Below are 24,961 nucleotides of genomic sequence, written 5' to 3'. Positions count from 1 at the left end.
GCGGGGAGGTTTAGATATCGTTTATAATAATGATTCTTGTAAAGGGCTGTTTTTTTCTATATAAGCTACTTTTTCTTCGACCAACAAAGTACCTTGAGTGTACTTTTCGTTGTGCTGACTGGCATCTAAACCTTCTTCTTCCTCTTCGGCAGTTACACGGATTGGTTGTACCAGGTTAATTAATTTGAAAATTAAAAATGAAACCACAAAACTAAAGATGATTACAATGACTGCACCTTTTAGTTGGGTTAGGAAAAAGGAAGGATTACCATAAAACAAACCATCAGCGCCCAGGGGATTAACCGTTTTTGTTGCAAAAACACCGGTTAAAAGCATCCCTACGATACCGCCAACACCATGACAAGGAAACACATCTAATGTATCATCTAAACTTGTTTTTTCTTTCCATGACACAACTAAGTTAGAAACCACCGCACCAATTGCACCAATAAATATGCTTGAAGGTATACTCACAAATCCTGCTCCCGGTGTTATGGCAACTAAACCGACCACAGCACCAATACAAAAACCTAAAACCGAAGGTTTTTTACCTCTTGCCACATCAAAAAACATCCAGGACAAACCTGCCGCGCCTGCTGCTGTATTCGTGGTAATAAAAGCTGAAACAGCCAGTGCATTTGCACCCAAAGCCGAACCTGCATTAAACCCAAACCAACCAAACCATAATAATCCTGTTCCAATTAATACGTAAGGAATGTTTGCAGGTGGAACTTCTTTATGCTCCATATGAGATTTTCTGCGTTTAAGTACCATAGCACCGGCTAATGCTGCCATACCGGCCGAAATGTGTACAACTGTACCACCAGCAAAATCTAACACACCCATTTTTAATAAGAAACCATTTGCAGACCATGTCCAGTGTGCTAAAGGAGAATACACAAATATGGCAAACAATACAATGAACAAAATGTACGAAGTAAACTTAATCCGTTCGGCAACAGCACCAACCACTAAGCCTGGTGTAATAATGGCAAACATTAATTGAAACACGGCAAATAATGACAAGGGAATAGTACCCCAGGCTGGACCCGAATTAACACCTTGAAAAAACAAATAGGTTTTAGGATTTCCAATAAAGCCTCCAATTGTATCACCAAAGGCAAGACTAAAACCAACCACTGTCCATAATACCGTAATTACGCCAGCTGCTACAACGCTTTTAATCATGGTCGACAATACATTTTTACGATGAACCATACCACCGTAGAAAAAGGCCAGGCCAGGTGTCATCAAAAAAACCAATGCGGCAGAGATCAATACAAAAGCAATATCAGGTGCGCTATATTTCCCTTCATCAAAATTAGGAAGCAATGGAACAAATAATGCCAGAATAGCGAAGATCATGAGGATCGCAAATGGAGCATACTGTTTTAGTGAAAATTTACTCATAGTTTTTAGGTTAATTTGTTTATATCGATTAAATAACTGAAAATTCATTAATTATTTTCATAAAAATACGACTTATTGTAATTTATACACTACTAAATCAAATAATTATAAACAAAAACCTATTTTTTTAATAAAAAAACAATTAAAACAAGTAAAAAATACAATTAAATAAATTTAAAACAAGCAAAAACCATCTTTATTATTAATAATAAAACGATAAAAGATAAAAAACAACCAAAAAAATGAATGAAAAATCAAAATAAACAGAAAAACCCATGATAATTCATGGGTTTTTAGGATTAAAGTATAAATTTCAGTGTCTTTACTACATAATATAGGACGAACCTTGCACAACTCCTCTTTTTTCGATTTCCTTATCTATATAGGTTTGAATTGCCGATTTATTTAAGCCCCAGTTTGGCGCAATTAATAAATCCCAGTCTGAAATGCCAAACAACCGCTGAATTACAATATCGGGACGTAATAACGGAATTAACTCACAAAGTAAATCGGTATATTCTTCCAGGGAAAATAAATGAAAAGGGTTCTTTTTATATTTAACCCCCATAATTGAACCTTCTACAATATGTAAGTGATGAAATTTCACGAATTTGATTTGGGGAAAACGGTTAATTTCATGAATATAACCCAGCATCATTTCTTTAGTTTCCCACGGAAAACCAAATATAGTATGTACACACAAATCTAATTTACTATTTTCCAGTAATTTAACTGCCTCAACAAATTCGCCATGGCTACAACCTCTGTTAATTTGCTCAAGGGTTTCATCGTAAATAGATTCCATACCCATTTCCAAATCCACATCAAACCTGTCGGTATAACTTTCTAAAAGCGCAACCTTTTCTGCATCAATGCAATCAGGGCGCGTACCTACCGCAAAACCCACTATTTCTTCTGTATTGATAGACAGGGCTTCATCATACATCATCTTTAAATAATGTACAGGTGCATAGGTATTGGTATTTGGCTGGAAATAAACAATAAATTTATCTGCCCTGTAAGATTTTTTAGCTCTTGACATGCCTTCGGCAAGCTGATCTTTAATACTTGGGTTTTTCCTGGATGGCTCCGGCGTAAAAGAATCTACATTACAATAGGTACAACCTCCGTACCCTTTACTCCCATCACGGTTTGGACAAGTAAAACCCCCATCCACAATTACTTTAAATACACGTTGCCCGTTATATTTTTCGCGCAAATGCGTGCCATAATTTTTATACCCTTTTATACCTAAATCTACCTGTGTTCCCATTTGCTGCAAAAATACGCAATTACTATTAAGATATGAGTATCAACTGTCAAGATTACAAAAACCTAATAATTCAGCAATCTGCAGCAAAACTTCCTTTTAATTATTTGGAAAGCAATTGCAGTAGCATTTAGGTCGGTATAGCCCCGCCCCCGCTTCTGCCGATGAAGAATCGGCATCTCGCTATGGTCGGGTTTGGGTGGCACCAATCAGGCTTCTATCTGCGGTCCAACAAACAAAACACAACCCCTAAATACAGAAACCTGTTGGTTTTGACCAATGTAAACCTCTATAATATATAAGGAGCAAATAAATCTGCTCCTTATATATTATGTCATTATCGTTGGCTTCAGCCGAGTGCAGTATTAAGACTATGCTTGTTTTTCTTTTCTGTTAATAAAGAAATAAACGGGAAGCCCCAGCAAAACGATTAAAAGTCCAGGCCAGGTATATTGCTGTTTATACACCAAAAGTAAAATACAAAAGGCTGCTCCTATTAATAAGTAAATAATTGGTGTAATTGGATACAACCATGTTTTGTAAGGTCTTTCTAAATCAGGTTTTTTAAATCTTAAATAAATTACGCCAAAAACGGTAATCATATAAAAGAGAACGATCACAAAAGAGATCATATCTAAAAGATTACCATATTGCCCGCTTAAACATAAAACAGAAGCCCAAATTCCCTGCATCCAAAGTGATTTTTCAGGAACTCCGTTTTTATTGTTTTTGAGTGCTGCTTTAAAAAACATCCCATCTTGTGCCATGCTTTGAAAAACCCTTGCACCAGCCAACACAATTCCATTAACGCATCCAAAAGTAGAAATCATCACCAACACCGCAATTACAATCGTACCTACTCCACTACCAAAAATTTGTTCTGAGGCTACAACCGCTACCCGATCATTTAATGCAAAAGCAATACTATCCCTGTTTAAGGTATTGAGGTAGATAAAATTAACCAATAAATAAAGAATCATTACTGCTGTGGTACCCAAAACCATCGAACGCACTACATTTTTTCTTGGATTTTCGATTTCTCCGGAAACAAAAGTTACGTTTTCCCAGGCTACACTTGAAAATACCGAACCAACCATTGCGGCTGCAATTCCACCAACTATTGTCATTCCTGAAATGGACTCCCATCCTGATTTGAGTAGATTACCGCCAGAATCTGTTTTGAGATTACTGAAAGCGCTCCATCCCAAACTCATATTATCGCCCCAAAAACTATTTTTAACCAAAAGAAAACCTAAAACAATTAAACCAATTAATGCTATAATTTTAGATCCGGTAAAAATATTCTGCAAAATCTTACCACTTTCAACACCCTTTGTATTAATATAAGTTAGCAGTAAAATAACACCAATTGCCACAATCTGTATCCAGGTAACTTTATAACTGCCACTTTGAAAAATTGGAGCAGCATCATTTAAGGCCGGTATTAAATAGGCTGTAAATTTACCAAAAGCAACCGCAACAGCAGCAATGGTACCCGTTTGAATTACAGTGAACAATCCCCAACCATAAAGAAAACCCATCATTTTACCGAAAATCTCTTTCAAGTAAGTGTATTGCCCACCTGCTTTAGGAAACATTGAAGAAAGTTCGCCATAAGAAATTGCAGCCGCAACGGTCATTACTCCGGTTATAATCCAAACAACAATTAACCAATAGCCAGAACCCAGGTTTCTCATAATATCGGCGCTTACAATGAAGATACCGCTCCCAATCATCGAGCCCATTACCAGCATTGTAGCATCAAAAAGGGTTAATTTCCTTTTAGAAACCCCTTCTTCGTTTTGAATTTTCATTTTTTGTTTGTTTAGTTTGGGACTAAAATATCTAAAAAAAAGAAATTACACTGCTGTTCATCTGTATTATTTTAGTCAGACAAAATTTTATTCTACTCTGTTGTTAAAATTTTAATGACAAGAAAAATATTTTATTAACTTGCTGGATATAACAGTTTTCAGCTGGAAGTTTTCGATTGACATTTACCGATTAATCCGTTTAAACAATTAACCACCAGAAAAACAAATAACCAAATATAAACCAATTATTAACTATGGATTTTTTACAAAACAATTTACTTTACTGTATTCCGGCGCTGGGCCTTGTCGGAATTATAGTTATGATGATTAAAAGCGCCTGGGTTAGCAAACAAGATGCAGGCGACAAAAACATGCAAGAGCTGGCAGGCTACATAGCCGATGGTGCTATGGCATTTTTAAAAGCTGAGTGGCGTGTATTAAGCATTTTTGCAGTTTTTACCGCTGCTTTACTCGCCTATTCAGGAACTATAACCGAAATTAAGGGTGTTCCGATGCATTCGAGCTGGATTATTTCAATTTCTTTTATTATTGGGGCTGTATTTTCTGCAACCGCAGGATATATCGGAATGAAATCAGCAACAAAGGCTAATGTTAGAACCACACAAGCAGCCAGAACCAGTTTAAAACAAGCATTAAAAGTATCTTTTACTGGTGGTACCGTTATGGGCCTGGGTGTTGCCGGACTTGCCGTTTTAGGTTTAGGCGGTTTATTTATTGTTTTTTTACAAATTTTCCATGTTACCAATGCCAATAGCGTAGAAATGAGAACTGCTATTGAAGTATTAACAGGCTTTTCTTTAGGTGCAGAATCCATTGCTTTATTTGCCCGTGTGGGCGGCGGTATTTACACCAAAGCTGCCGATGTTGGTGCTGATTTAGTGGGGAAAGTAGAAGCGGGAATTCCTGAAGATGATGTTAGAAACCCTGCAACCATTGCAGATAATGTAGGCGATAACGTGGGTGATGTGGCCGGAATGGGTGCCGATTTATTCGGATCTTATGTAGCAACGATATTGGCAACAATGGTTTTAGGACAAGAAATTACAGTGACCGATAAATTTGGGGGCATGTCTCCTATTCTTTTACCCATGGTTATTTGTGGTTTAGGAATTATATTTTCAATTATAGGCACCTGGTTTGTAACCATTAAAGATGAGAAATCAAATGTTCAGAATGCTTTAAACTTAGGTAACTGGTCATCCATAATTATTACTGCCGTAGCTTCATTTTTTATTGTTAAATGGATGCTGCCCGAAACGTTAAACCTTCGTGGCTACGAGTTTACCAGCATGAATGTATTTTATGCAATTATTGTTGGTTTAGTGGTTGGTACCATTATGAGTGTTGTTACTGAATATTTTACAGCCATGGGAAAAGGGCCTGTAAATTCTATTATACAACAATCTTCTACCGGGCATGCTACTAATATTATAGCAGGCTTATCAGTTGGAATGAAATCTACGGTGATTCCTATTTTAGTGTTAGCTGGCGGAATTATGGCTTCATACCACTTTGCAGGATTATATGGAGTAGCTATTGCAGCCGCCGGAATGATGGCTACAACGGCCATGCAACTGGCTATTGATGCTTTTGGTCCTATTGCCGATAACGCTGGTGGTATAGCCGAAATGAGTCAGTTACCGCCCGAAGTACGTGAACGTACAGATAATTTAGATGCGGTGGGCAATACGACTGCCGCAACCGGAAAAGGTTTTGCAATTGCTTCTGCAGCCTTAACTTCTTTGGCATTATTTGCAGCTTTTGTTGGCATAGCCGGTATTACGGCAATTGACATTTACAAGGCACCTGTTTTGGCAGGTTTATTTGTTGGCGGTATGATTCCGTTTATATTTTCGGCACTATGCATCCAGGCAGTTGGTAAAGCCGCTATGGATATGGTACAGGAAGTTCGCAGGCAGTTTCGTGAAATTCCGGGCATAATGGAATACAAAGCTAAACCCGAATACGAAAAATGTGTAGCCATTTCAACCAAAGCATCTATCCGCGAAATGATGATGCCAGGTGCTATTGCTTTAATTACACCTATTATTATTGGATTTACTTTCGGGCCTGAGGTTTTGGGCGGGCTACTTGCTGGTGTTACTGTAACAGGTGTATTAATGGGTATTTTTCAGAGTAATGCAGGTGGCGCCTGGGATAACGCCAAAAAATCTTTTGAACAAGGTGTGATGATCAATGGAGAAATGTTCTATAAAAAATCAGAACCACATAAAGCTTCTGTAACAGGTGATACCGTTGGAGATCCTTTTAAAGATACTTCTGGTCCTTCAATGAATATTTTAATCAAATTAATGTCTATAGTTTCATTAGTTATTGCCCCTTACATTGCAGTTAAGGCTGTAACCGGCGAACATAAGACAGAAGTTGTAAAGGAAATCAGAATTACCAAAAAAACCGATGGTTCAGGCATTATTATTACCGACACTTTAAAGAATACAACTGATACAATTAAAAAATAACTGTAAAAACACAGATATAATCGTTATAAAAGGGATTTTTAACCAAAATCCCTTTTATTTTTCAGTAATTTTTATTTAGGTTTACGGCTTAATTTATTATTACATTAACCAAAAACTATCGAAACACTTAAACTTTAAACTATGAATTTTAGAAAGTCGATCGACTTGCTTATACAGGAATCTAACGCGACCGGCGAAGGAACACTAAAACGTACCCTGGGGCCTGTTAATCTTGTTGCACTGGGTATTGGTGCTATTATTGGAGCCGGCCTATTTTCCATTACCGGAGGAGCTGCAGCGAATAATGCAGGTCCTGCCATCACCATCTCATTTATTGTTGCAGCAATAGGTTGTGCCTTTGCAGGTTTGTGCTATGCAGAATTTGCATCCATGATTCCTGTTGCAGGTAGTGCCTATACCTATTCTTATGCTACTTTAGGCGAATTTGTTGCCTGGATTATAGGATGGGATCTGGTACTTGAATATGCTGTTGGCGCTGCAACCGTTGCCATTAGCTGGAGCCGGTATTTAGTCAAGTTTTTAGATTACTTTAATATACATCTGCCCGCGCAAATTGCGATGTCGCCTTTTGATGCAGAAACCATGGCAGATGGAACTACCGTTTCGGGTATGTTTAATTTACCTGCTGTTTTCATCGTGGTGTTAATGTCGTTAATTTTAATCAAAGGAACCAAAGAATCTGCAACCATTAATGGTATTATCGTAGCCATTAAAGTGGTTATTGTAATTATATTCATTGCTTTAGGCTGGCATTTTATCAATACAGCTAACTACACACCTTATATCCCCGCTAACACTGGTAATTTTGGTGAGTATGGCATGTCGGGTATTGTACGTGCCGCCGGTATTGTATTCTTTGCTTACATTGGTTTCGATGCCGTTTCTACGGCTGCACAGGAAGCTAAAAATCCAAAAAAAGATATGCCTATCGGTATCTTGGTTTCGTTATTTATCTGTACTATTCTTTACATTTTATTTGCTCACGTAATGACAGGTGTTGCTAACTATACTGATTTTAAAGGTCAGGATGGTATTGCACCGGTAGCTGTAGCCATTAACAAAATGGGAACTGTAGCTGCAGACGGATCACTTGTGCCTGCTTATCCATGGTTAAACAAAGCAATTATCTTAGCTATTTTGGGTGGTTATGCATCCGTAATCTTAGTTATGCTAATGGGTCAATCCCGTGTATTCTTCTCGATGAGTAAGGATGGTTTATTACCTAAAGTATTTTCAAGTGTACATCCTAAGTTCAGCACACCAGCAAAAAGCAATTTATTGTTTATGGTATTTGTGAGTTTATTCGCAGCTTTTGTTCCTGCCCGTGTAGTAGGCGAAATGACCAGTATCGGAACTTTATTTGCCTTTATTCTGGTTTGTATAGGTGTGGTTGTTTTAAGATACAGAAACCCTGAAATTCCAAGGGCATTTAAAACACCTTTAGTACCACTTATTCCTATTTTAGGTGTATTAACTTGTTTAGGTATGATGGTATTTTTACCACTTGATACCTGGGTACGTTTATTGGTTTGGATGATTGTTGGTATTAACGTTTATTTATTCTACGGAATTAAAAGCAGTCTTCTATCCGACAATAAAGTTGAAACTTTAAGACACAGCAACAAAATTGTATCTATTGTTGGTCTTGTTTTAGCCGTTCTGTTAATTATAGTCGCTATAATCCATCACCACACTACAGGTGGTGCCGATTTAGGTATTTACTATTTCTCTTTAGCATTTGCGGTTGTTCATTTACTTGTTTATGGATATAGAATGGCGAATTTAAAATCTATTCAGCCTAAATAATTCTTATCTTATATTAAATATCAGAGCCCCTCAAATACGGAGGGGCTTTTTTTTGCTCCAATAATTTTGGTAAGAATTTAATTGCTCTACCTTTGTATAAATCTTTATTGCTATGAAGTTCAATTTCAGTCAGATTCTCTCTACCACAATGGTTTTATTTGCCATTATTGATATACTGGGTGCCATTCCGGTTGTAATTGAACTGAGAAGAAAAGCTGGGCATATCGAATCGGAAAAGGCGGCTTTAGTGGCCACCGGCTTAATGATTTTATTTTTATTTGTCGGAGAGTCGTTACTCAAAGTTATTGGCCTCGATGTTGAGTCTTTTGCCATAGCAGGTTCATTTGTAATTTTCTTTATTGCCATGGAAATGGTTTTGGGCCTAACCATATTCAAGGAAGAAGCACCGGAAACCGTTTCTATTGTTCCACTGGCATTCCCTTTAATTGCCGGTGCAGGCACTATGACAACGCTGCTTTCTTTAAAAACTGAATACGATACCCAAAATATTTTAGTCGGTATTTTACTTAATATGTTATTTGTATATTTCGTTTTAAAGAACACCAACCGACTGGAGAAGTTATTCGGAAAGTCTGGTTTAAATGTACTGCGCAAAGCTTTTGGTGTTATTCTATTAGCTATTGCCATTAAGCTATTCAGAAACAATACAGGACTTTAATTTCCTTTTAATCCTTCAAAGAGAACCTTACGCTAAACACTTTCTAAATTGTACGTTCGCCTGACAAAATTTGAGTTTGTTGTAACAAAAAAAGCGTATATTGATCTAAACATAAAGCTAAAAACACAAAAATGAACAGCTTTGAAGAATATACCCTTATTATTGGCGCTATTGCCGTTTTGATCGAAACCGTAAAGTTTCTGAAAAAGAAATTTAAATCATGGTTTCATCATGCTTAGGTTTTAATTAACCTGGCAACAAACATGGTATCAGCATTATTTTCGTAACCTTTTATCAGTTCCATTTTTTCGAGTTGTAAGGGCATTGTTTCCAGCATGTGCTGAACAACCTCTTCGTTTTCGGCCGCAAAAGCAGAACAGGTAATATAGATCAGCGGTTTGCCCGGCTTTAAATACTTCACTACATTTTGCACAATTGCCTTTTGCATTGATGCAAACTGTTTAATTTTTCGTTCTTCAAAAAAGGTGAGCATTTCAGGGGTCCTACCCCATGTACCACCGCCCGTACAAGGTGCATCCAGTATAATTCCATCAAATTGATAGTGATGCAAAATCTGATCGTTATTTTGCAAAAGGTCTAATTCTTTTTTATGGTATTTTTTTATGCCAGCCAACCTAAAACGTTCATCGAGATTATTCAATACACTTTCGCGTAAATCAGTAACCAATAAATCAACAACGGGCTCTAAACTGTGCAAAAGCAGCGTTTTACCACCAGAAGCCGCACAGCAATCCCACCATTTATCCCATTTATTTGGCATAAAATAATTGCCGGTATGCTGCGATGATAAATCCTGTACCTGATAACTTCCTTCCTTTAATACCCCTTCCAGTTTAGTACCGTTGGGTAGAGATAATGCCGTATCCGTTACCTGCTTTACTTTAATCTCGCTATCATTTAATTGTGCTACAACTGCTTTAGCATCTTGCGCAGCAACTCTGATAAATAAATCGGGCTGCTTAAAGAAAGAAGAATAAAAGCCAGATTTATCTAAACCTTCGGACAGGTGACCATTGAAAGGGAAAACATCTTCCAAGTTAAAATCAGGATATTTTTCAGAAATCAGACGAATCTTTTCTTCAACCGGATCAGTAATGTGCTGAACTAAAGCAGGCAGATTTTCTTCAACAATTAAACTCAGAGTTTCATGGCATAGAAAATCAGCAATGCTCAGTCTTTCCTCATTGCTTAGTACAGGTAATGCTTTACCTAAACGATAGAAACTATAAATATGCCGGGTAGCCCATCGCCGATCTGATGAACCCATTTGCTTATGCTGCTTGAAATAACCAGGTAAAAACCGGTGTAATGGCAAAGTACCATCATATTGTTGCAAAATTTGTTCAAATGCTCTTAACTGATGCCCTGCTCTCATATAAAATAGAAGAAATGATTTTTAAATATGTTGTTAATTTACTCTACTATATTAAGCGCAAAGTTTTTGTAACGCAATAACATTAAACTGGTGTTAATATAACCCAAATTTTCATCATGAATAAAAGAAAAGCTATTGTGAAGACCTTTATATTTATCTTTCACAATATAATCCTGATAGTCTTCGCCATAGTTGGTTAGCAAACGACCAAAGTAATAGCCAATATCAAAGCCTTTAAAAGCATATTCGCCTGGCTCAAAACCATATCTGCTGCGATATTTTTTAATGAAAGTAACCACAGCTGCATTTTTATAATCAATTTTATAGGAGGAACTTATAATTGTATTTAAGGCCTGTAATTTATCTACAGTATAATTTTGTTTAACCCAATTAGGGTGCCCGAATAAGTTAATGGAGTAACCACCCGAAGGAAGGTTCTTTAATTTATACAGCTTATCCAGGGTTGGTTGCACAAAGGCTTTGTCAGAGGAGGTTAGAATCACAACGTATTGCTTTCCCTTTATCATTTTGGTTTCGAACGTAAAAGCAGAAGCATATTCCTGAAATATAAATTTGGCATTGCTTTGGAAATAACTTCTTATCGGAGCTGCTAATTGTTCATCTTCCGTTTTTTTCGGATTTATAAGAACTACAATTGTGTTTTCAGGATTATAGGTTTTTGATATATAGGCAGCTATTTTTTGCGCGTGTAAATCGATATTATTTACAATTGAAATTAAATTTGGGTTACTAAATTCGACCGGGTTTGTAGCGGCCAATGGCGACACAACCAACATTTTGTTTTCAAGCGTATAATTTTTAATGTGCTTAAGGCCTTCAGGGAAAACAGGACCAATAATTAAATTACTTTGTTTAAATCTTTCATTTTTATACAAAGAAGATATATGTGTATTATCATCTTCTGTATCAAAAACATTAAGCTTAAAATTCTGCCCACCGGCTGCTGCCGAATCTAAACCAAGTTTAAAGCCCTGGTAAAAATCAATCGGCATAGCATATTTCTCAACATCAGCTTTAGTGGCCGTTTTTAGGTTAAATTCATTAAGTTTAAAAGGTACCAATAGAGAAATATTAGCTTGAGAAAACTTTTTAACCGACTTTTTCTCAGGTGTTTTTTCCTTCTCTTTTGCTTTTGAATCGTCCTTTTTAGGGGTCCTGATTTTTGGCGAACAGGCCGCAAGCAAAAGTGCAAATAAAACAAAAAGACTGTATCTACTTTTAAAATTCATAACTATTGTTTTAACAAAATATGCCGGCAAAGGTTTAACTCTGCCAGCATAATCTTATATTTTATTCGTGATGAAGTTTTTCAACTTCAAACTATAGCTCCGGGCCATAATTTATTCCCACTCTATGGTTGCAGGCGGTTTAGAGCTAATGTCGTAAACTACTCTGTTAATACCTTTTACTTTATTGATAATCTCATTGGAGATTTTGGCAAGAACTTCATAAGGTAAATGGCACCAGTCAGCGGTCATTCCATCAACTGATTCTACCGCTCTGAGGCAAATTACATTTTCGTAAGTACGTTCATCGCCCATTACGCCTACAGATTGAACAGGTAAAAAGATTGCTCCAGCCTGCCAAACCCTGTCGTATAATCCTGCTGATTTTAACTCATTGATGTAAATTGCGTCCGCTTGCTGCAAAATATCCACTTTCTCTGCAGTAACATCTCCTAAAATACGAATGGCCAAACCAGGACCAGGGAAAGGATGACGACCTAAAATTACATCATCGATACCTAAAGCTTTACCTACTCTTCTTACCTCATCTTTAAACAAAGTTTTTAATGGTTCAACCACTTTTAACTTCATAAAATCAGGTAAACCACCTACATTATGGTGAGATTTAATGGTTGCAGACGGGCCGTTTACAGAAATAGATTCAATCACATCCGGGTAAATGGTACCTTGTCCTAACCAGTTTACGCCGGTAACTTCATGTGCTGCATCATCAAAAACCTCAATAAAAACGCGTCCAATCGCTTTTCGCTTTAATTCAGGATCTTTTAATCCTGCAAGCTGGCTTAAAAAACGATCTTTGGCATCAATTCCTTTGATGTTTAAGCCCATATGTTTGTATTGCTCAAGCACCTGGCTATATTCATCTTTACGCAGTAAACCGTTATCTACAAAAATGCAATGTAGGTTTTCACCAATTGCTTTGTGAAGTAAAACCGCAGCCACGCTACTGTCTACACCACCTGATAAACCTAAGACCACTTTATCATTGCCTATTTTCTCTTTTAAATCAGCAACTGTTGTTTCGATAAAAGAAGCTGAAGTCCAATCCTGACTGCAGCCACAAATATCAACAAGGAAGTTTTCTAAAAGAACTTTGCCATCGATGCTATGGGTAACTTCAGGGTGAAACTGAATGGCATAAGTATCAGAATTTTTAATGTGGTAAGCGGCTACCCTTACACTATCTGTACTTGCAATTAATTCAAAGTTTTCTGGTACCTGGGTAATGGTATCACCATGGCTCATCCAAACCTGAGAATCGATATTAATGCCCTTAAATAATTTATTTTCCTGATCTACAAAGCTCAGGTTAGCACGGCCATATTCGCGGGTTGATGAGGGCTGAACATCGCCACCCGATTGTTGTGCTATATATTGTGCACCGTAGCAAACGGCCAATAATGGATATTTTAAATGATATTTAGCTAAGTCGATTTGAGGAGCATCATCCTGGCGAACAGAATAAGGGCTTCCTGAAAAGATAACCCCTTTTACATCTCCTGAAAACTCAGGAAGGTTGTTAAAAGGATAAATTTCACAGTAAATATTTAGTTCGCGTACCCTACGGGCAATGAGTTGTGTAAATTGCGAACCAAAATCGACGATAATGATTTTTTCTTGCATGGGCAAAGATAGGATTTTAAGATAAAAGGAGAAAGGTAAATGGTAAAATGTTTACATTAAAAATCAAGGGCTTAATATTTAAGACAGCAGCACAACTTCTACTCCAAATTTCCTTAGAAAATCTACCCCCTCATCGCTTGGTAAGCCTTTATATGCAGCGTAAGATTTTGAGTAATAAACGAGTTTAATGCCGGATGACAGAATTAAGCGTGCACAGGCTATACAAGGCGACAAGGTGGTATAAAGTGTACAACCTTCTATTTTAGAACCATTTTTAGAGGCATAAAGAATCGCGTTTTCCTCGGCGTGCAGGGCTAAGGAGCAACTTCCTTTACTATCTCTCTGGCAACCTTCTCCGGGCCATTCCTCATCGCAATTGTGTGTACCGGCAGGCGGACCGTTATAACCGATGGAAATAATCCGGGTATCTTTAGTTAAAACCGCACCCACATGGGCCCTTACACAATGAGAACGAGCGGCCAAATCAGTCGCCAAATTCATAAAAATAGAATCGAAGCTTGGTTTTTCTGTCATGTATTAAATTAAAAAAGCCACAGGGAGTAAACTTCCTGTGGCTGCAAAATTAGTTTATTAAATATTAATGTCCGCCTTCAGCTTCGATATTTTCTACATCAATTCCTTGTTTTTTTAACACACCACTAACTTTCCATGCAAAGAAAATTAAATATGCAAATCCAATAACCGGAATAATATAAGAATTGTGAATACCGCTACTATCAGCTAATTCGCCTTGAATCGGAGGAATAATTGAACCTCCTAAAATCATCATAATTAAGAAAGAAGAACCTTGTGATGTATATTTTCCTAAACCAGTAATAGACAAAGCAAAGATTGAAGGCCACATAATTGAACAACATAAACCGCCACTAACAAATGCGAAAATAGCAACGTGTCCGGTAGTTAATAGGCCAATCATAATAGCAATGGCACCCAACGTTCCAAAAATAGCCAATGTCCTTGCTGGTTTTTCTTGTCCAATAAAGAAAGCGACTACCATTATAGCTATACAAACGGCGTAAATATAAAGGTTACCAACATCTGTACCAGTAGCATGATTAACCAATAAAATAACACCAAAAGCAATAAACGGAACAATGACTGTTAAAATATTCTTCACAGTTTTACTTAGATTGAACGCACTCACTGCGCCTGTCCATCTACCAATCATCATACTTCCCCAATATAAAGATATGTAAGGCTTGATGTCTGCGTCCTTTAACCCTCCAAAATCAGGAAGTTTTAATAAAGCCCCTAAATTACTTTGTATAGTTACCTCGGTTCCAACATACATAAAGATAGCAAGCATACCTAACACAAGTTGTGGATATTGCATTGCACCCCAATCAGCAGAGTTCTCTTTCTTAGCAAAATAACCAAATAGTAATGCCGCCAGAATAATTACTAAAGAAGAATAAACAAAAACGGAAGCACTTATGTTTGTAACTTTTGATAGTGGACTTGCAGCGGCTACCATTAAGAAACCAATAATCATAATAACTAATGGTAACGTTGGTTTATGACTTGTTTCAACTTTTTCAGTACTGGTAACGTCAGGCAATTTAGAAATTGCAAAGAATATTGCTACGGCAAGAAATAAGCCTGCAAGTATATAATAAAGATTATTTATTGACGAAATCTCCACAACTTTAGCAACAGTATCATTAGCCGTTCCAAATAAAACAACACTTACAATTACTGGACCCATTAGTCCGCCAAGGTTATTAATTCCGCCTGCAAGATTTAATCTATGCGCCCCACTTTCTGGTTCGCCTAAAGCAACAACAAATGGGTTTGCGGCTGTTTGCTGTAAAGAAAAACCCAGTGCAATTACAAAAAACGCCAATAATATAAAGATGAATGAACCAGAGTGAACTGCAGGAATCATTAACAAAGCGCCTCCGGCAGAAATAATTAAACCGGCTATAATTCCCTTTTTATATCCTATTTTATTCAGGATATCGACCTTACTGGCCTGAGATGCGAAATATAAAATTAATGATCCTATAAAGTAACCTCCATAAAAAGTAAAATCGATTAGCTGTGATTCAAATTGTGTTAAATTGAAATGGGTTTTACAAAAGGGAATGAATATACCATTGGATGCGGCAACAAACCCCCAGAAAAAAAATACAGTTATTATCGTATATAACGCTGTACCATAATTCTTACTCGTTTCTTTTGTCATTGTGTATTATTTGGTCTTAGTTTTTGGAAGGCTAAACATAAATAAAAAAAATAATAAACAATATATTATTAAATAAAATAGTGTACTTACAACACTATCTGCTCTGTAAATAGCCAGCAATAGATTTATTTGGTTACCTAAAAGGGGGTAACGTTTTAAACATTACCCCCTTTTATTAAATTTTCAGGATTACTTTTTTGTATATTAAAGTTTTACCAGGTTTTTTCGCCTTTTTTCATTTTATCCAAAGTACTCTGATAATTCGGTTTTTCAGCAGCAGGAACTAAATTTATGGCTTTTTCTTCCCACTTTATAGCCTCTTCGGTTTTACCTAATTTATGCAATAAATTAGCATAGGTATCTATTAAAGCAGGTTGTTCACTTTTGGTAGATTCAACACTGCGTTTACTCCAGTTTAAGGCTTCAGCAACACAGGCAGGATCATGACAATTTTCAAAAACCGTCCATGCTAAACTGTTTAAAGTATTTGCATCAGCTTCATTGCCGTATTTACGCATATAACTTAATGCTGCTGTTTGATAAGCCGGCCAGTCTTTTTTATTCTGATAATACTGAACATTAAACATGGCCAAACTTTTCGATAAATCAACTGAAGGGTATTTAACCTTAATTTTCGATTCCAATTCATCAACATTTACTTTCGGATCAGATTTTCCTTTAACCAAAGCATAAACTTCTTCGTTCATGATTACATCGCTTAATATTTTGCTGGCGGTTCCTTTGCCTAAAACGGCATCAACCTTTTCAGGGTTTTTTAAAATCACTTCAAATCCTTTACTCTTACTGCTGGCGGTAAATTTTCCTAAAAACTCCAGATTCTCTTTCGTGTATAGGTCGGTTTGGCTCGCAATATATTCTGTTGCTACTTTATCTTTGGTTTCACTATCATATGCTTCATCGGCTGCATAAGTAAGAGATTTTAAAAATGCCGGATCTTTTTCTCCCGCATTATATTTTCTAATTAAAGTGAAGTACTGAGTTTCGGGGTTGAATGCTTTATTTGCTTTAGCAATAAAATAATCTGCTTCGCCACCACCAACAATTTGATGAACAAGTTCGCCTTCGGGAGAAAAAATTAAAAAGGTTGGATAAGCCCTAACTTTATATTCCTTTGCAATATAAGCCGCATCCGCATACCACGCTTTTACTTCTTCATTATCCTGAGCAGTTTTATCTATCTGAACTTTAATATTTACAAAGTTTTTATTAAAAAAATCGCCTACTTTTTGCTGTGGAAAAATATTAGCACTCATGTATTTACATGGGCCACACCAGGTCGTAAAACAGTCGACAAACAGGTACTTCTTTTCTGATTTTGCTTTTTCTTTTGCCTGTGCCCAGGTTAAATTATGTTCGAAATGCGTTCCGTTTTGCTGTGCCAAACTTAAAAGCGGCATCATTAAGAGTAAAAAAAATAGTTTTTTCATGGGTTCAAGGTTGTTTAGATAAATTACCAACACAATAATACAAAATTAAAGACCTAAAAATGAACTAAATACCATTAAAAAATCAAAACCAAAATTTTTAATTTCCGCATCTAAAACTTTAAATGGATTACATCACTTTAATAAAATAGATGGCACTAATGTTGGTTGTTTAAACTATAAAATTGCATATTCGCAAATCGTAAACACAAAAACGCATGTTTGAAGCCATATTATTAGGTATTGGGGCAGGGATTATTTCGTCGTTTTTAACTGGTCCGGTATTTTTCGCAATGATTAAGACCAGTATAGAAAAAGGCTTTAAAGCAGGTTTTTCGTTAGCTGTTGGAGTAATTATTAGTGATGTAATTTTAATTGGCATTGTACTTTTTGGCAGTCAGTTTTTTGAGTATAAAGCCAGTTTTGATAAATACGTTGGCTTAATTGGTGGTTTGTTTCTACTTGCCGTTGGGGTATATTATCTTTTTTCCAAAATTTCTATCCATTACAACAGCAATACTTTGCAAAAAGTAAGTAAACGGGGTTATTTATTGAAAGGATTTTTAATGTGTATTCTTACACCTTCTACCCTAATGTTCTGGATTATTGTAAGCGGCATTATTTCAGTTAAGTTAAACAACATGCTCAATGAAAAATTAGTATGTTTTTTTATTGCAATGGCTACCCAGCTTAGTATAGATGGAGCCAAGAGTTTTTACTCAAGTAAGTTGCGGTACAGGATTAAAGAAGATGCACTTAAAAAATTAAACAAAATTGCTGGTATTGTCATCATCTTTTTTGCCATCTGGATGATCATCAAAACCTACCTGAAGTTTTATGCTTAAGCCAAAGGTTACAAAAGAAAAATCGTCGTTTCGACTGAAGCGTAACCGAATGGTGAAATCTTGAAGTAAAAGTTAAAAGAGCTCTTGGAGATCCTTCGTTCCTCAGGATGACAAATAGACAAATAATTAAAACCATTTTATTCACAAAATAAAGGCTACGCTTTACTTAGGCATCAGGTTACAAAAGAAAATCGTAGTTCGACTGAAGCGCAACGGAATGGTGAAATCTTTAAATAAAAGTTAAAAGACCGCTTGGAGATCCTTCGTTCCTCAGGATGACAAATAATAACTTGCTGAGGCAGTAAACGTCCCTCCCAACAGATGAAACACCCCTTTTAATCTTTAGTACAACACCAGTGCCATTTTTATTCCAAAAAAATAGCCCATATAAAATATGAGCTATTTAAAATTATTAGGAGAAACTTAAATTAATAAGCTCTTTGATTATTTCCTTCTTTCCAGTTAACAAACGCTTTATTAACCACCTTATTTCCGCCAGGTGTTGGATAATTTCCTGAGAAATACCAGTCGCCTTTATTTTTAGGACAAGCACTGTGTAAGTTTTCAAGGCTTTGATAAATAACCTCTACCTCTGCAACAGTTCCTTTAGGTGTAATAATCTGTGCAATTTTAGCCGAAATTTCTTCAGGTGTAAAAGGTTTATAAATCTCTTTTACGTGATTTACAATTTCTTCTTTAGGCAACAATAAGGAAGCTTTACATTTCTGGTAAACATCTTCAATCAGTTGCCACATACCCCGTTCGGTTAACAATTGGATTGCTGCATCAAATGCAACAAATTGCCCCATCCTGCTCATATCAATGCCATAACAATCCGGGTAACGGATTTGAGGTGCAGAAGAAACAATGATAATTTTTTTAGGATGCAAACGGTCTACAATCTTAATAATGCTTTGTTTTAACGTTGTACCGCGTACAATAGAATCATCCAGTGCAACCAAAGTATCCTGATGGTTTTTAATAATACCGTAAGTGGTATCATAAACGTGTGCCACCATTTCTCCACGGTCTGCATCCTGCGTAATAAAGGTACGCAGTTTAACATCTTTAACCGCCAGTTTCTCTACTCTTGGTGCCATAGAAAGCAATTCCTCCAGTTGAGTATCGTTTAACTGCTCTTTTTTGGTTAATAAAGTATCTTTTTGGTGATTGCGGATATATTGATTTACACCTTCAACCATTCCAAAGAAAGCCACCTCGGCCGTATTTGGAATAAATGAAAATACAGTGTTTTTTAAATCGTGTCCAACCGCCTTTAAAATCTGATCGCAAAGTAAACGACCTAATTGTTTACGCTCCTGATAAATTTCAACATCACTTCCTTTAGAGAAATAGATACGCTCGAAAGAACAAGACAACCTTTCAGTAGGTTCTCTGAATTGTTCCATGCTTACTTCACCATTTTTCTTGATGATTAAAGCATGCCCCGGATCAATTTCTTTAACATCTTTAAACTGAATGTTAAAAGCCGTTTGCAAAGCTGGTCTTTCTGAAGCCGCAACTACAATCTCATCATCATAATAGTAATAAGCCGGACGAATACCTGCCGGATCGCGCATGATGAATGAATCACCATTACCAACCATACCACAGATGGAATAACCACCATCCCATGTTTTGGCTGAACGGCGTAAAATATTGGCAATATTTAAGTTATCAGCAATTTTTTTGGTGATGGCTACGTTATCGTGTCCTTCTTTTTTATATGTATCAAAAAGTTCCTGATTCTCATCATCTAAAAAGTGGCCAATTTTTTCTAAAACTGTTACCGTATCGGCCTTTTCTTTTGGATGTTGGCCTAATTCGTAAAGCTGCTCCAGTAATTCGTCAACATTTGTCATGTTGAAATTACCTGCAATAACGAGGTTACGCGTCATCCAGTTGTTTTGCCTTAAAAAAGGGTGGCAATTTTCGATGCTGTTTTTACCATGTGTACCATAACGCAAATGGCCCATTAACACCTCGCCTATAAAGCTTACGTTGTCTTTGAGCCACTCTGTATCCTGCATTAACTCAGGCGTGTTTTCTTGTATATCTACAAACTTGTTCTGTACATATTCAAATATATCTGCAACGGCATTCGAAGCCATGCTCCGATATCGGCTGATATACCTGCTTCCGGGTTTCATATCCAGCTTAATGGTTGCTATACCTGCGCCATCTTGGCCCCGGTTATGCTGTTTCTCCATTAAAAGGTATAATTTGTTAAGACCGTAAAGCGCTGTACCGTACTTTTGCTGGTAGTAAGAAAGTGGTTTTAACAGGCGAATAAAAGCGATTCCGCATTCGTGTTTTATCTGATCACTCATTGTGTGGGTTTGAAGCCGCAAAGTTATCCTTTTAAATATTTACAACCTAAATAAAAATGGATTCTTTTATTAATGATGAGGTTTGCCTGACAGATTCAATTTCTAAGCATTAATAACCCTTAGCTGTATTATTAATTAGAATCGTTCTAAATAATTTGCAAAGTAAGTGTAATTTTCACACCTTTGCCTCGGTAATTAGAATTAGTCTAAATTGAGAAAAGTATCCTTATTAATATTAACCTTACTGTTATTAATTTCTTTCAACAGTTTTTCCCAAAGCGTAATCACGGTTTCAGGAAAGGTAGCGGATCAAAATGGAAGTTATATTCCATCGGTTAACATTAAGATTATTGAAATTGGCCAATATGCCGTAACCAATCAAAATGGTGAATTTAATATTCCATTAAGAAACATATCTGATGTAAGCTTAACATTAGAATTTTCATTTATAGGCTATAAAAAAATTACCCAGGTTGTTAATCTTGATCGTGAGGCTGTTAATATTGGAACGATTACTTTAAGGGATCTAAACCTGAATTTGGAAACCATAGATATTAATGCTAAGCGCAATTACGAGGGGCAATCTAATTCATCATTAATCATCAGCCGCGATATTATTGAACAAACTTCAGCACTTAGCCTGAGTGATTTGCTTAATCAATTACCCAACAGAAAGGTTGTTGCCCCCTCATTACAAACTGTACAAAACATCACATTAAGATCAACTTTTGCAAATACCACTAATGGTCGGGGTGCCTTTGAAATGAACAATTCTTTTGGAGTAGCCATCATCTTGGATGGAAATGCCATTAGCAATAACATGAATATGCAGAGCTTTAATCCCGGCTTACTCGGGGCTGGAAACTCCCTAATTACCTCTGGTAATTCTTATGGCTTAAATGGTAGTCCCACAACTTCATATTCAGGCGATTTTGCTTTTAACGGCACTGATTTAAGGCAAATTCCGGTTGATAATATTGAAAACATTGAAGTAATTTCGGGAGTAGCACCTGCAAAATATGGAGATTTAAGTGAAGGTGCTGTGATTGTTGAGAGACAAGCTGGAAAAGCACCTGCCTTCTTAAGAATGCAATTGCGTGATAACGCAACTGCATATGGATATTCTCAGGGTTTTAAATTATCGCCCAAAGCAGGAGCGCTTAATGTAGGATTAAACTACGTGAATTCGTTTGCTGACAACCGCGATAAAACAAAGCAATATAAAAGAATTAATGGCTCATTGATGTATACGAACGTATTTGGGAAGGAAAACCGTTTAAAAAATACGCTTAGTTTAGATTACGGAAAAAACATAGATGGAATAAAAACAGATACAGATGATATTACCGACAAAATTGTCAGGTTTGATAGCTGGAATTTTAGTGTTGCCAATAGAAGTTCATATCGCATTAATTCGAACTTCTTAAAGAACATCTCCTTAAATCTAAGGTATTCAGAAGGACATCAGGTTAGTTATACTGAAGAATTTAAAAATGTGCCTTACGTAATTATGTCTGATGCAACCACCACAGGGATACATGAAGGCAGCTACCAGGGTGGCATATACACAGCGCAATCGCTGATTGATGGCCGTCCAATTAATGCCTCTGCAAAACTTGACTTTAATTCAGATTTTAAAACAGGATCGATCACACACTTTTTAGGATTTGGGATGAGTTATGATTATGGAGCAAATAAAGGATTGGGCCAGGTTTTAGATCCCAGTAGACCCAGGTCATATACTGCTGTAACATCTTCCAGTACTTCGCCAAACAGATCAGAGAGGTATTATGATTTTAATTTGGCTGTTGCACAACAAAATGTTGGCCTATATGCAGAAGATATGTTCAAGCTTGATCTTTTCAATAATCCGCTTAACATTAGGGTTGGTATGCGGTACGACCTTCAAAATTCTTTACCATCTTTTTCGCCAAGAATTAATATGAATTATGAGCTGAATAAAAACATAAAACTTGGGTTTGCTTATGGTTTATCCTACAAATCACCTGCTCTTGCCCAAAGATATCCCGGGCCAACCTATTATGAAATCCCAGTCATAAATGCTTATAACGGCAATGCAGCCGAGAGCATTTACCTGGTATATGTTAATCGATACGATTATGATTCAAGCAATCTAAAATCACCTAAAAGCGAAACTTTTGAATTTACCTCTCAAATTAAAATAAAGGAATTCAATCTTTCTATCTCTGTATTTAATAAAAATTCAAGAAATGGAATCAACACGGTTGTGCAACCAAAATACGTAATGTTACCAACTTATACTGCAACGCCAAGACCTGGCCAACAACCCTTGCTTGTGCAAACCGGAGTACGGACAGTTAGTTTTTCATTTAGCAGTTTCCAAAATGATTTGAAATCCGATAACCAGGGAATTGAATTGATTTTAAACACCCCAAAAGTTAAATCCATTGCGACCTCATTTAACCTGAGCGGCGGCATATTTAGAACAAACTACCAAGCGAACAGTTACAGACTACAATCCTTTGATGATTTAGGACCAACAGTGGCTGATTACGCAGTTTTAGCTTTTTACCCGCCTACAAAAAGAGTATCCTATTTAAGCAATGCGAGAATTACATCTTCTACACATATTCCAAAAATTAGTTTAATTGTAAATTTTGTAGCAGATTTTTCGCTCCTTCAAAAGGCAATCCAAAGACCCGAAGCGGGAACACCCATTGCTTATTATACTCGCGATGGTAGGTATATTACTTTAAACGATATTGATATAACCAATCCCAATTATGCCCATATTATACAAACCAAGTCAGAAATTAATGAGAATAACGTACCTCGAATTATACCAAATTTTCATATGAGTATAGCGAAAGAAATCAAAAAACGCCTAAGATTTTCTTTCAACGTATACAATGTATTCAATTATCAACCTTATTACCTTACCACTACCGGAACATACACATATCCAAATGCAGCACCATCCTTTGGCGCTGAAATATCTTTAAAACTATAATTATTTTAGAATGAAAAAGTATCTCTACTTAGTTATCCCGGCAATTTTATTTGCTGCCTGTAAAAAAAATAGCACGACTGAAATTACGCCCGTTGATTTGAATATCGCTGTTGTGTACAATCTTGAAAGTAGTTCTTATAAACTACCTTTAACAAGTGTAAAGGTTAAAGTCACTAATCTGGATACTAAAAATGTTCAGGAATTTACCTTATCAGATAAAGGAACCGTGTTGGTATCAAAACTGTCGCCTGGTGCATACGATATTGATGCATCGGCTACAATTACTGCTGCTGATTATAGCGCCATTACAGGTAACGCTACCACTAAAGATGTAACCTATAATGCATCCGTTAAAAACAAGCAGATTACAGTTGGTTTTTCTGATGTAATTAACCTGAGCCTGGTTTCCGGTAAAGTAAATGATTGGGTTATTAAACAAATCTACTATGCTGGTTCGGATACCAAAAATGGTGCAATCCAGCGCGATCAATTTATTGAATTCTATAACAATAGTGATAAGGTATTATATGCCGATAGTCTTTATTTTGTTGAAACAACTGGCTTAATTACTAAATCAAGTGCAACAAGCTATAATTTACAATCTAATGGTCAAGTAGATTGGAGTAAATCTGCAAATATGCCTTCTAATATAGATGCTAATAATGATTATATCTACGCAAGGGCATTTTTAATGATTCCCGGAACAGGAAAACAATATCCCGTACAACCTGGAAAAAGTATTGTAGTTGCCCAAACAGCAGTAAACCACAAAACTCCGTTTACAGGTACTGATGGCAAAGTGGTATCTGTTTTGAATCCTTCATTAACAGTAGATTTAAGCACCGCTGACTTTGAGGCTTATTATGCGCCTTTACTTTCAAATCCCTATGCCTCTGATATTGATAATCCAGCTGTACCAAACCTGGAGGTTCTTTCTTATTTTGGAAGAGACATGGTTTTTGATAATCCAGGAAGATATTCTTATGCTTTGATTAAGGCTGATGGTACTCAAAAACCTAAAGAATGGCCCCAATATAACCTTCCAACCAAAGCTGCGCCAACATCAACATCGACAAAATATTATCAAATCCCAAATAAATGGGTAATTGATGCAGTTGAAATCCAGCCTAATGAAGTTTCAGATCGCATTCCTAAAAAATACAATGCAAGCTTAGATGCCGGTTTCACTTTTGTACCGCTTGGATCCTATACTTCACAATCGGTTATCAGAAAAACAGATAAAACGGTTAACGGAAGGGTTATATTGAAAGACACGAACAACAGCACTGAAGATTTCGACTATTTCACGATTGCCACTCCCAGAGGATTTAAATAAATTTCAGCCCAATTAAGGC

At 36.5% G+C, this 24,961-nt stretch carries 16 protein-coding genes; 6 read left to right on the top strand and 10 right to left on the bottom strand.

Annotated elements, in window-relative coordinates:
• Positions 1 to 21 precede the first annotated feature (21 nt).
• The 3 genes from R2Q77_RS17790 to R2Q77_RS17780 all read right to left on the bottom strand — a co-directional run bounded on the left by R2Q77_RS17790 (position 22) and on the right by R2Q77_RS17780 (position 4,494).
• Positions 22 to 1,410: an ammonium transporter gene (locus R2Q77_RS17790; RefSeq protein WP_316805076.1), complete on the bottom strand. Its 1,389-nt coding sequence runs from the start codon at positions 1,408 to 1,410 to the stop codon at positions 22 to 24.
• Positions 1,411 to 1,735: 325 nt separating this feature from the next.
• Positions 1,736 to 2,683 (bottom strand): TIGR01212 family radical SAM protein, encoded by a 948-nt coding sequence (locus R2Q77_RS17785; RefSeq protein ID WP_316805075.1) that lies wholly within the window; start codon positions 2,681 to 2,683, stop codon positions 1,736 to 1,738.
• Positions 2,684 to 3,051: 368 nt separating this feature from the next.
• Positions 3,052 to 4,494, bottom strand: a complete 1,443-nt coding sequence (locus R2Q77_RS17780) for an APC family permease (RefSeq protein WP_316805074.1) — start codon at positions 4,492 to 4,494, stop codon at positions 3,052 to 3,054.
• A gap of 254 nt (positions 4,495 to 4,748) precedes the next feature.
• Between R2Q77_RS17780 and R2Q77_RS17775 the strand changes: the two genes are divergently transcribed.
• From R2Q77_RS17775 to R2Q77_RS17765, 3 genes are all read left to right on the top strand, one after another.
• On the top strand, positions 4,749 to 6,995 hold the full coding sequence (locus R2Q77_RS17775) for a sodium-translocating pyrophosphatase (protein WP_316805073.1): 2,247 nt from the start codon (positions 4,749 to 4,751) through the stop codon (positions 6,993 to 6,995).
• Positions 6,996 to 7,136: 141 nt separating this feature from the next.
• The gene (locus tag R2Q77_RS17770; RefSeq protein ID WP_316805072.1) at positions 7,137 to 8,822 is read left to right on the top strand and encodes an amino acid permease; all 1,686 of its coding nucleotides are present in this window, start codon (positions 7,137 to 7,139) and stop codon (positions 8,820 to 8,822) included.
• A gap of 112 nt (positions 8,823 to 8,934) precedes the next feature.
• Entirely contained in the window at positions 8,935 to 9,501 is a 567-nt protein-coding gene (locus R2Q77_RS17765) for a MarC family protein (RefSeq protein ID WP_131535757.1), read from the top strand.
• 235 nt (positions 9,502 to 9,736) lie between these two features.
• Here R2Q77_RS17765 and R2Q77_RS17760 read toward each other — a convergent pair whose 3' ends face one another.
• The 6 genes from R2Q77_RS17760 to R2Q77_RS17735 form a co-directional block, all read right to left on the bottom strand.
• Entirely contained in the window at positions 9,737 to 10,897 is a 1,161-nt protein-coding gene (locus tag R2Q77_RS17760; RefSeq protein ID WP_316805071.1) for an RsmB/NOP family class I SAM-dependent RNA methyltransferase, read from the bottom strand.
• 38 nt (positions 10,898 to 10,935) lie between these two features.
• Complete coding sequence (locus R2Q77_RS17755) at positions 10,936 to 12,147, bottom strand: ABC transporter substrate-binding protein (protein ID WP_316805070.1); 1,212 nt, start codon at positions 12,145 to 12,147, stop codon at positions 10,936 to 10,938.
• Positions 12,148 to 12,258: 111 nt separating this feature from the next.
• Positions 12,259 to 13,788 carry a glutamine-hydrolyzing GMP synthase gene (gene guaA / locus R2Q77_RS17750; protein ID WP_316805069.1) on the bottom strand — a complete coding sequence of 510 codons (1,530 nt, stop codon included), beginning with the start codon at positions 13,786 to 13,788 and terminating at the stop codon, positions 12,259 to 12,261.
• Between the two features lie 78 nt (positions 13,789 to 13,866).
• Positions 13,867 to 14,322 (bottom strand): deoxycytidylate deaminase, encoded by a 456-nt coding sequence (locus R2Q77_RS17745; RefSeq protein ID WP_131535753.1) that lies wholly within the window; start codon positions 14,320 to 14,322, stop codon positions 13,867 to 13,869.
• A gap of 64 nt (positions 14,323 to 14,386) precedes the next feature.
• A complete protein-coding gene (locus tag R2Q77_RS17740; RefSeq protein WP_316805068.1) occupies positions 14,387 to 15,994 on the bottom strand; it encodes an MFS transporter in 1,608 nt (535 codons plus the stop codon).
• Between the two features lie 212 nt (positions 15,995 to 16,206).
• Complete coding sequence (locus tag R2Q77_RS17735; RefSeq protein ID WP_316805067.1) at positions 16,207 to 17,442, bottom strand: thioredoxin family protein; 1,236 nt, start codon at positions 17,440 to 17,442, stop codon at positions 16,207 to 16,209.
• A 215-nt stretch (positions 17,443 to 17,657) separates the two neighbouring features.
• Here R2Q77_RS17735 and R2Q77_RS17730 point away from each other — a divergent pair, with 215 nt between their 5' ends.
• Entirely contained in the window at positions 17,658 to 18,284 is a 627-nt protein-coding gene (locus R2Q77_RS17730) for a LysE family translocator (RefSeq protein WP_316805066.1), read from the top strand.
• Between the two features lie 428 nt (positions 18,285 to 18,712).
• Here the strand turns inward: R2Q77_RS17730 and R2Q77_RS17725 are convergent, their stop codons facing one another.
• Positions 18,713 to 20,614, bottom strand: coding sequence for an amidophosphoribosyltransferase (locus tag R2Q77_RS17725; protein WP_316805065.1), 1,902 nt, complete (start codon positions 20,612 to 20,614; stop codon positions 18,713 to 18,715).
• A 211-nt stretch (positions 20,615 to 20,825) separates the two neighbouring features.
• Between R2Q77_RS17725 and R2Q77_RS17720 the strand changes: the two genes are divergently transcribed.
• The gene (locus tag R2Q77_RS17720) at positions 20,826 to 23,606 is read left to right on the top strand and encodes a TonB-dependent receptor domain-containing protein (protein ID WP_316805064.1); all 2,781 of its coding nucleotides are present in this window, start codon (positions 20,826 to 20,828) and stop codon (positions 23,604 to 23,606) included.
• A 10-nt stretch (positions 23,607 to 23,616) separates the two neighbouring features.
• Entirely contained in the window at positions 23,617 to 24,942 is a 1,326-nt protein-coding gene (locus R2Q77_RS17715) for a DUF4876 domain-containing protein (protein ID WP_316805063.1), read from the top strand.
• Positions 24,943 to 24,961: the final 19 nt, after the last annotated feature.

Origin of the sequence: Pedobacter nototheniae, assembly GCF_032678625.1 — a bacterium.
GTDB classification, from domain to species: domain Bacteria; phylum Bacteroidota; class Bacteroidia; order Sphingobacteriales; family Sphingobacteriaceae; genus Pedobacter; species Pedobacter nototheniae_A.
The sequence above is the reverse complement of the archived record's forward strand: the minus strand, read 5'-3'. Positions and strand labels throughout refer to the sequence as shown.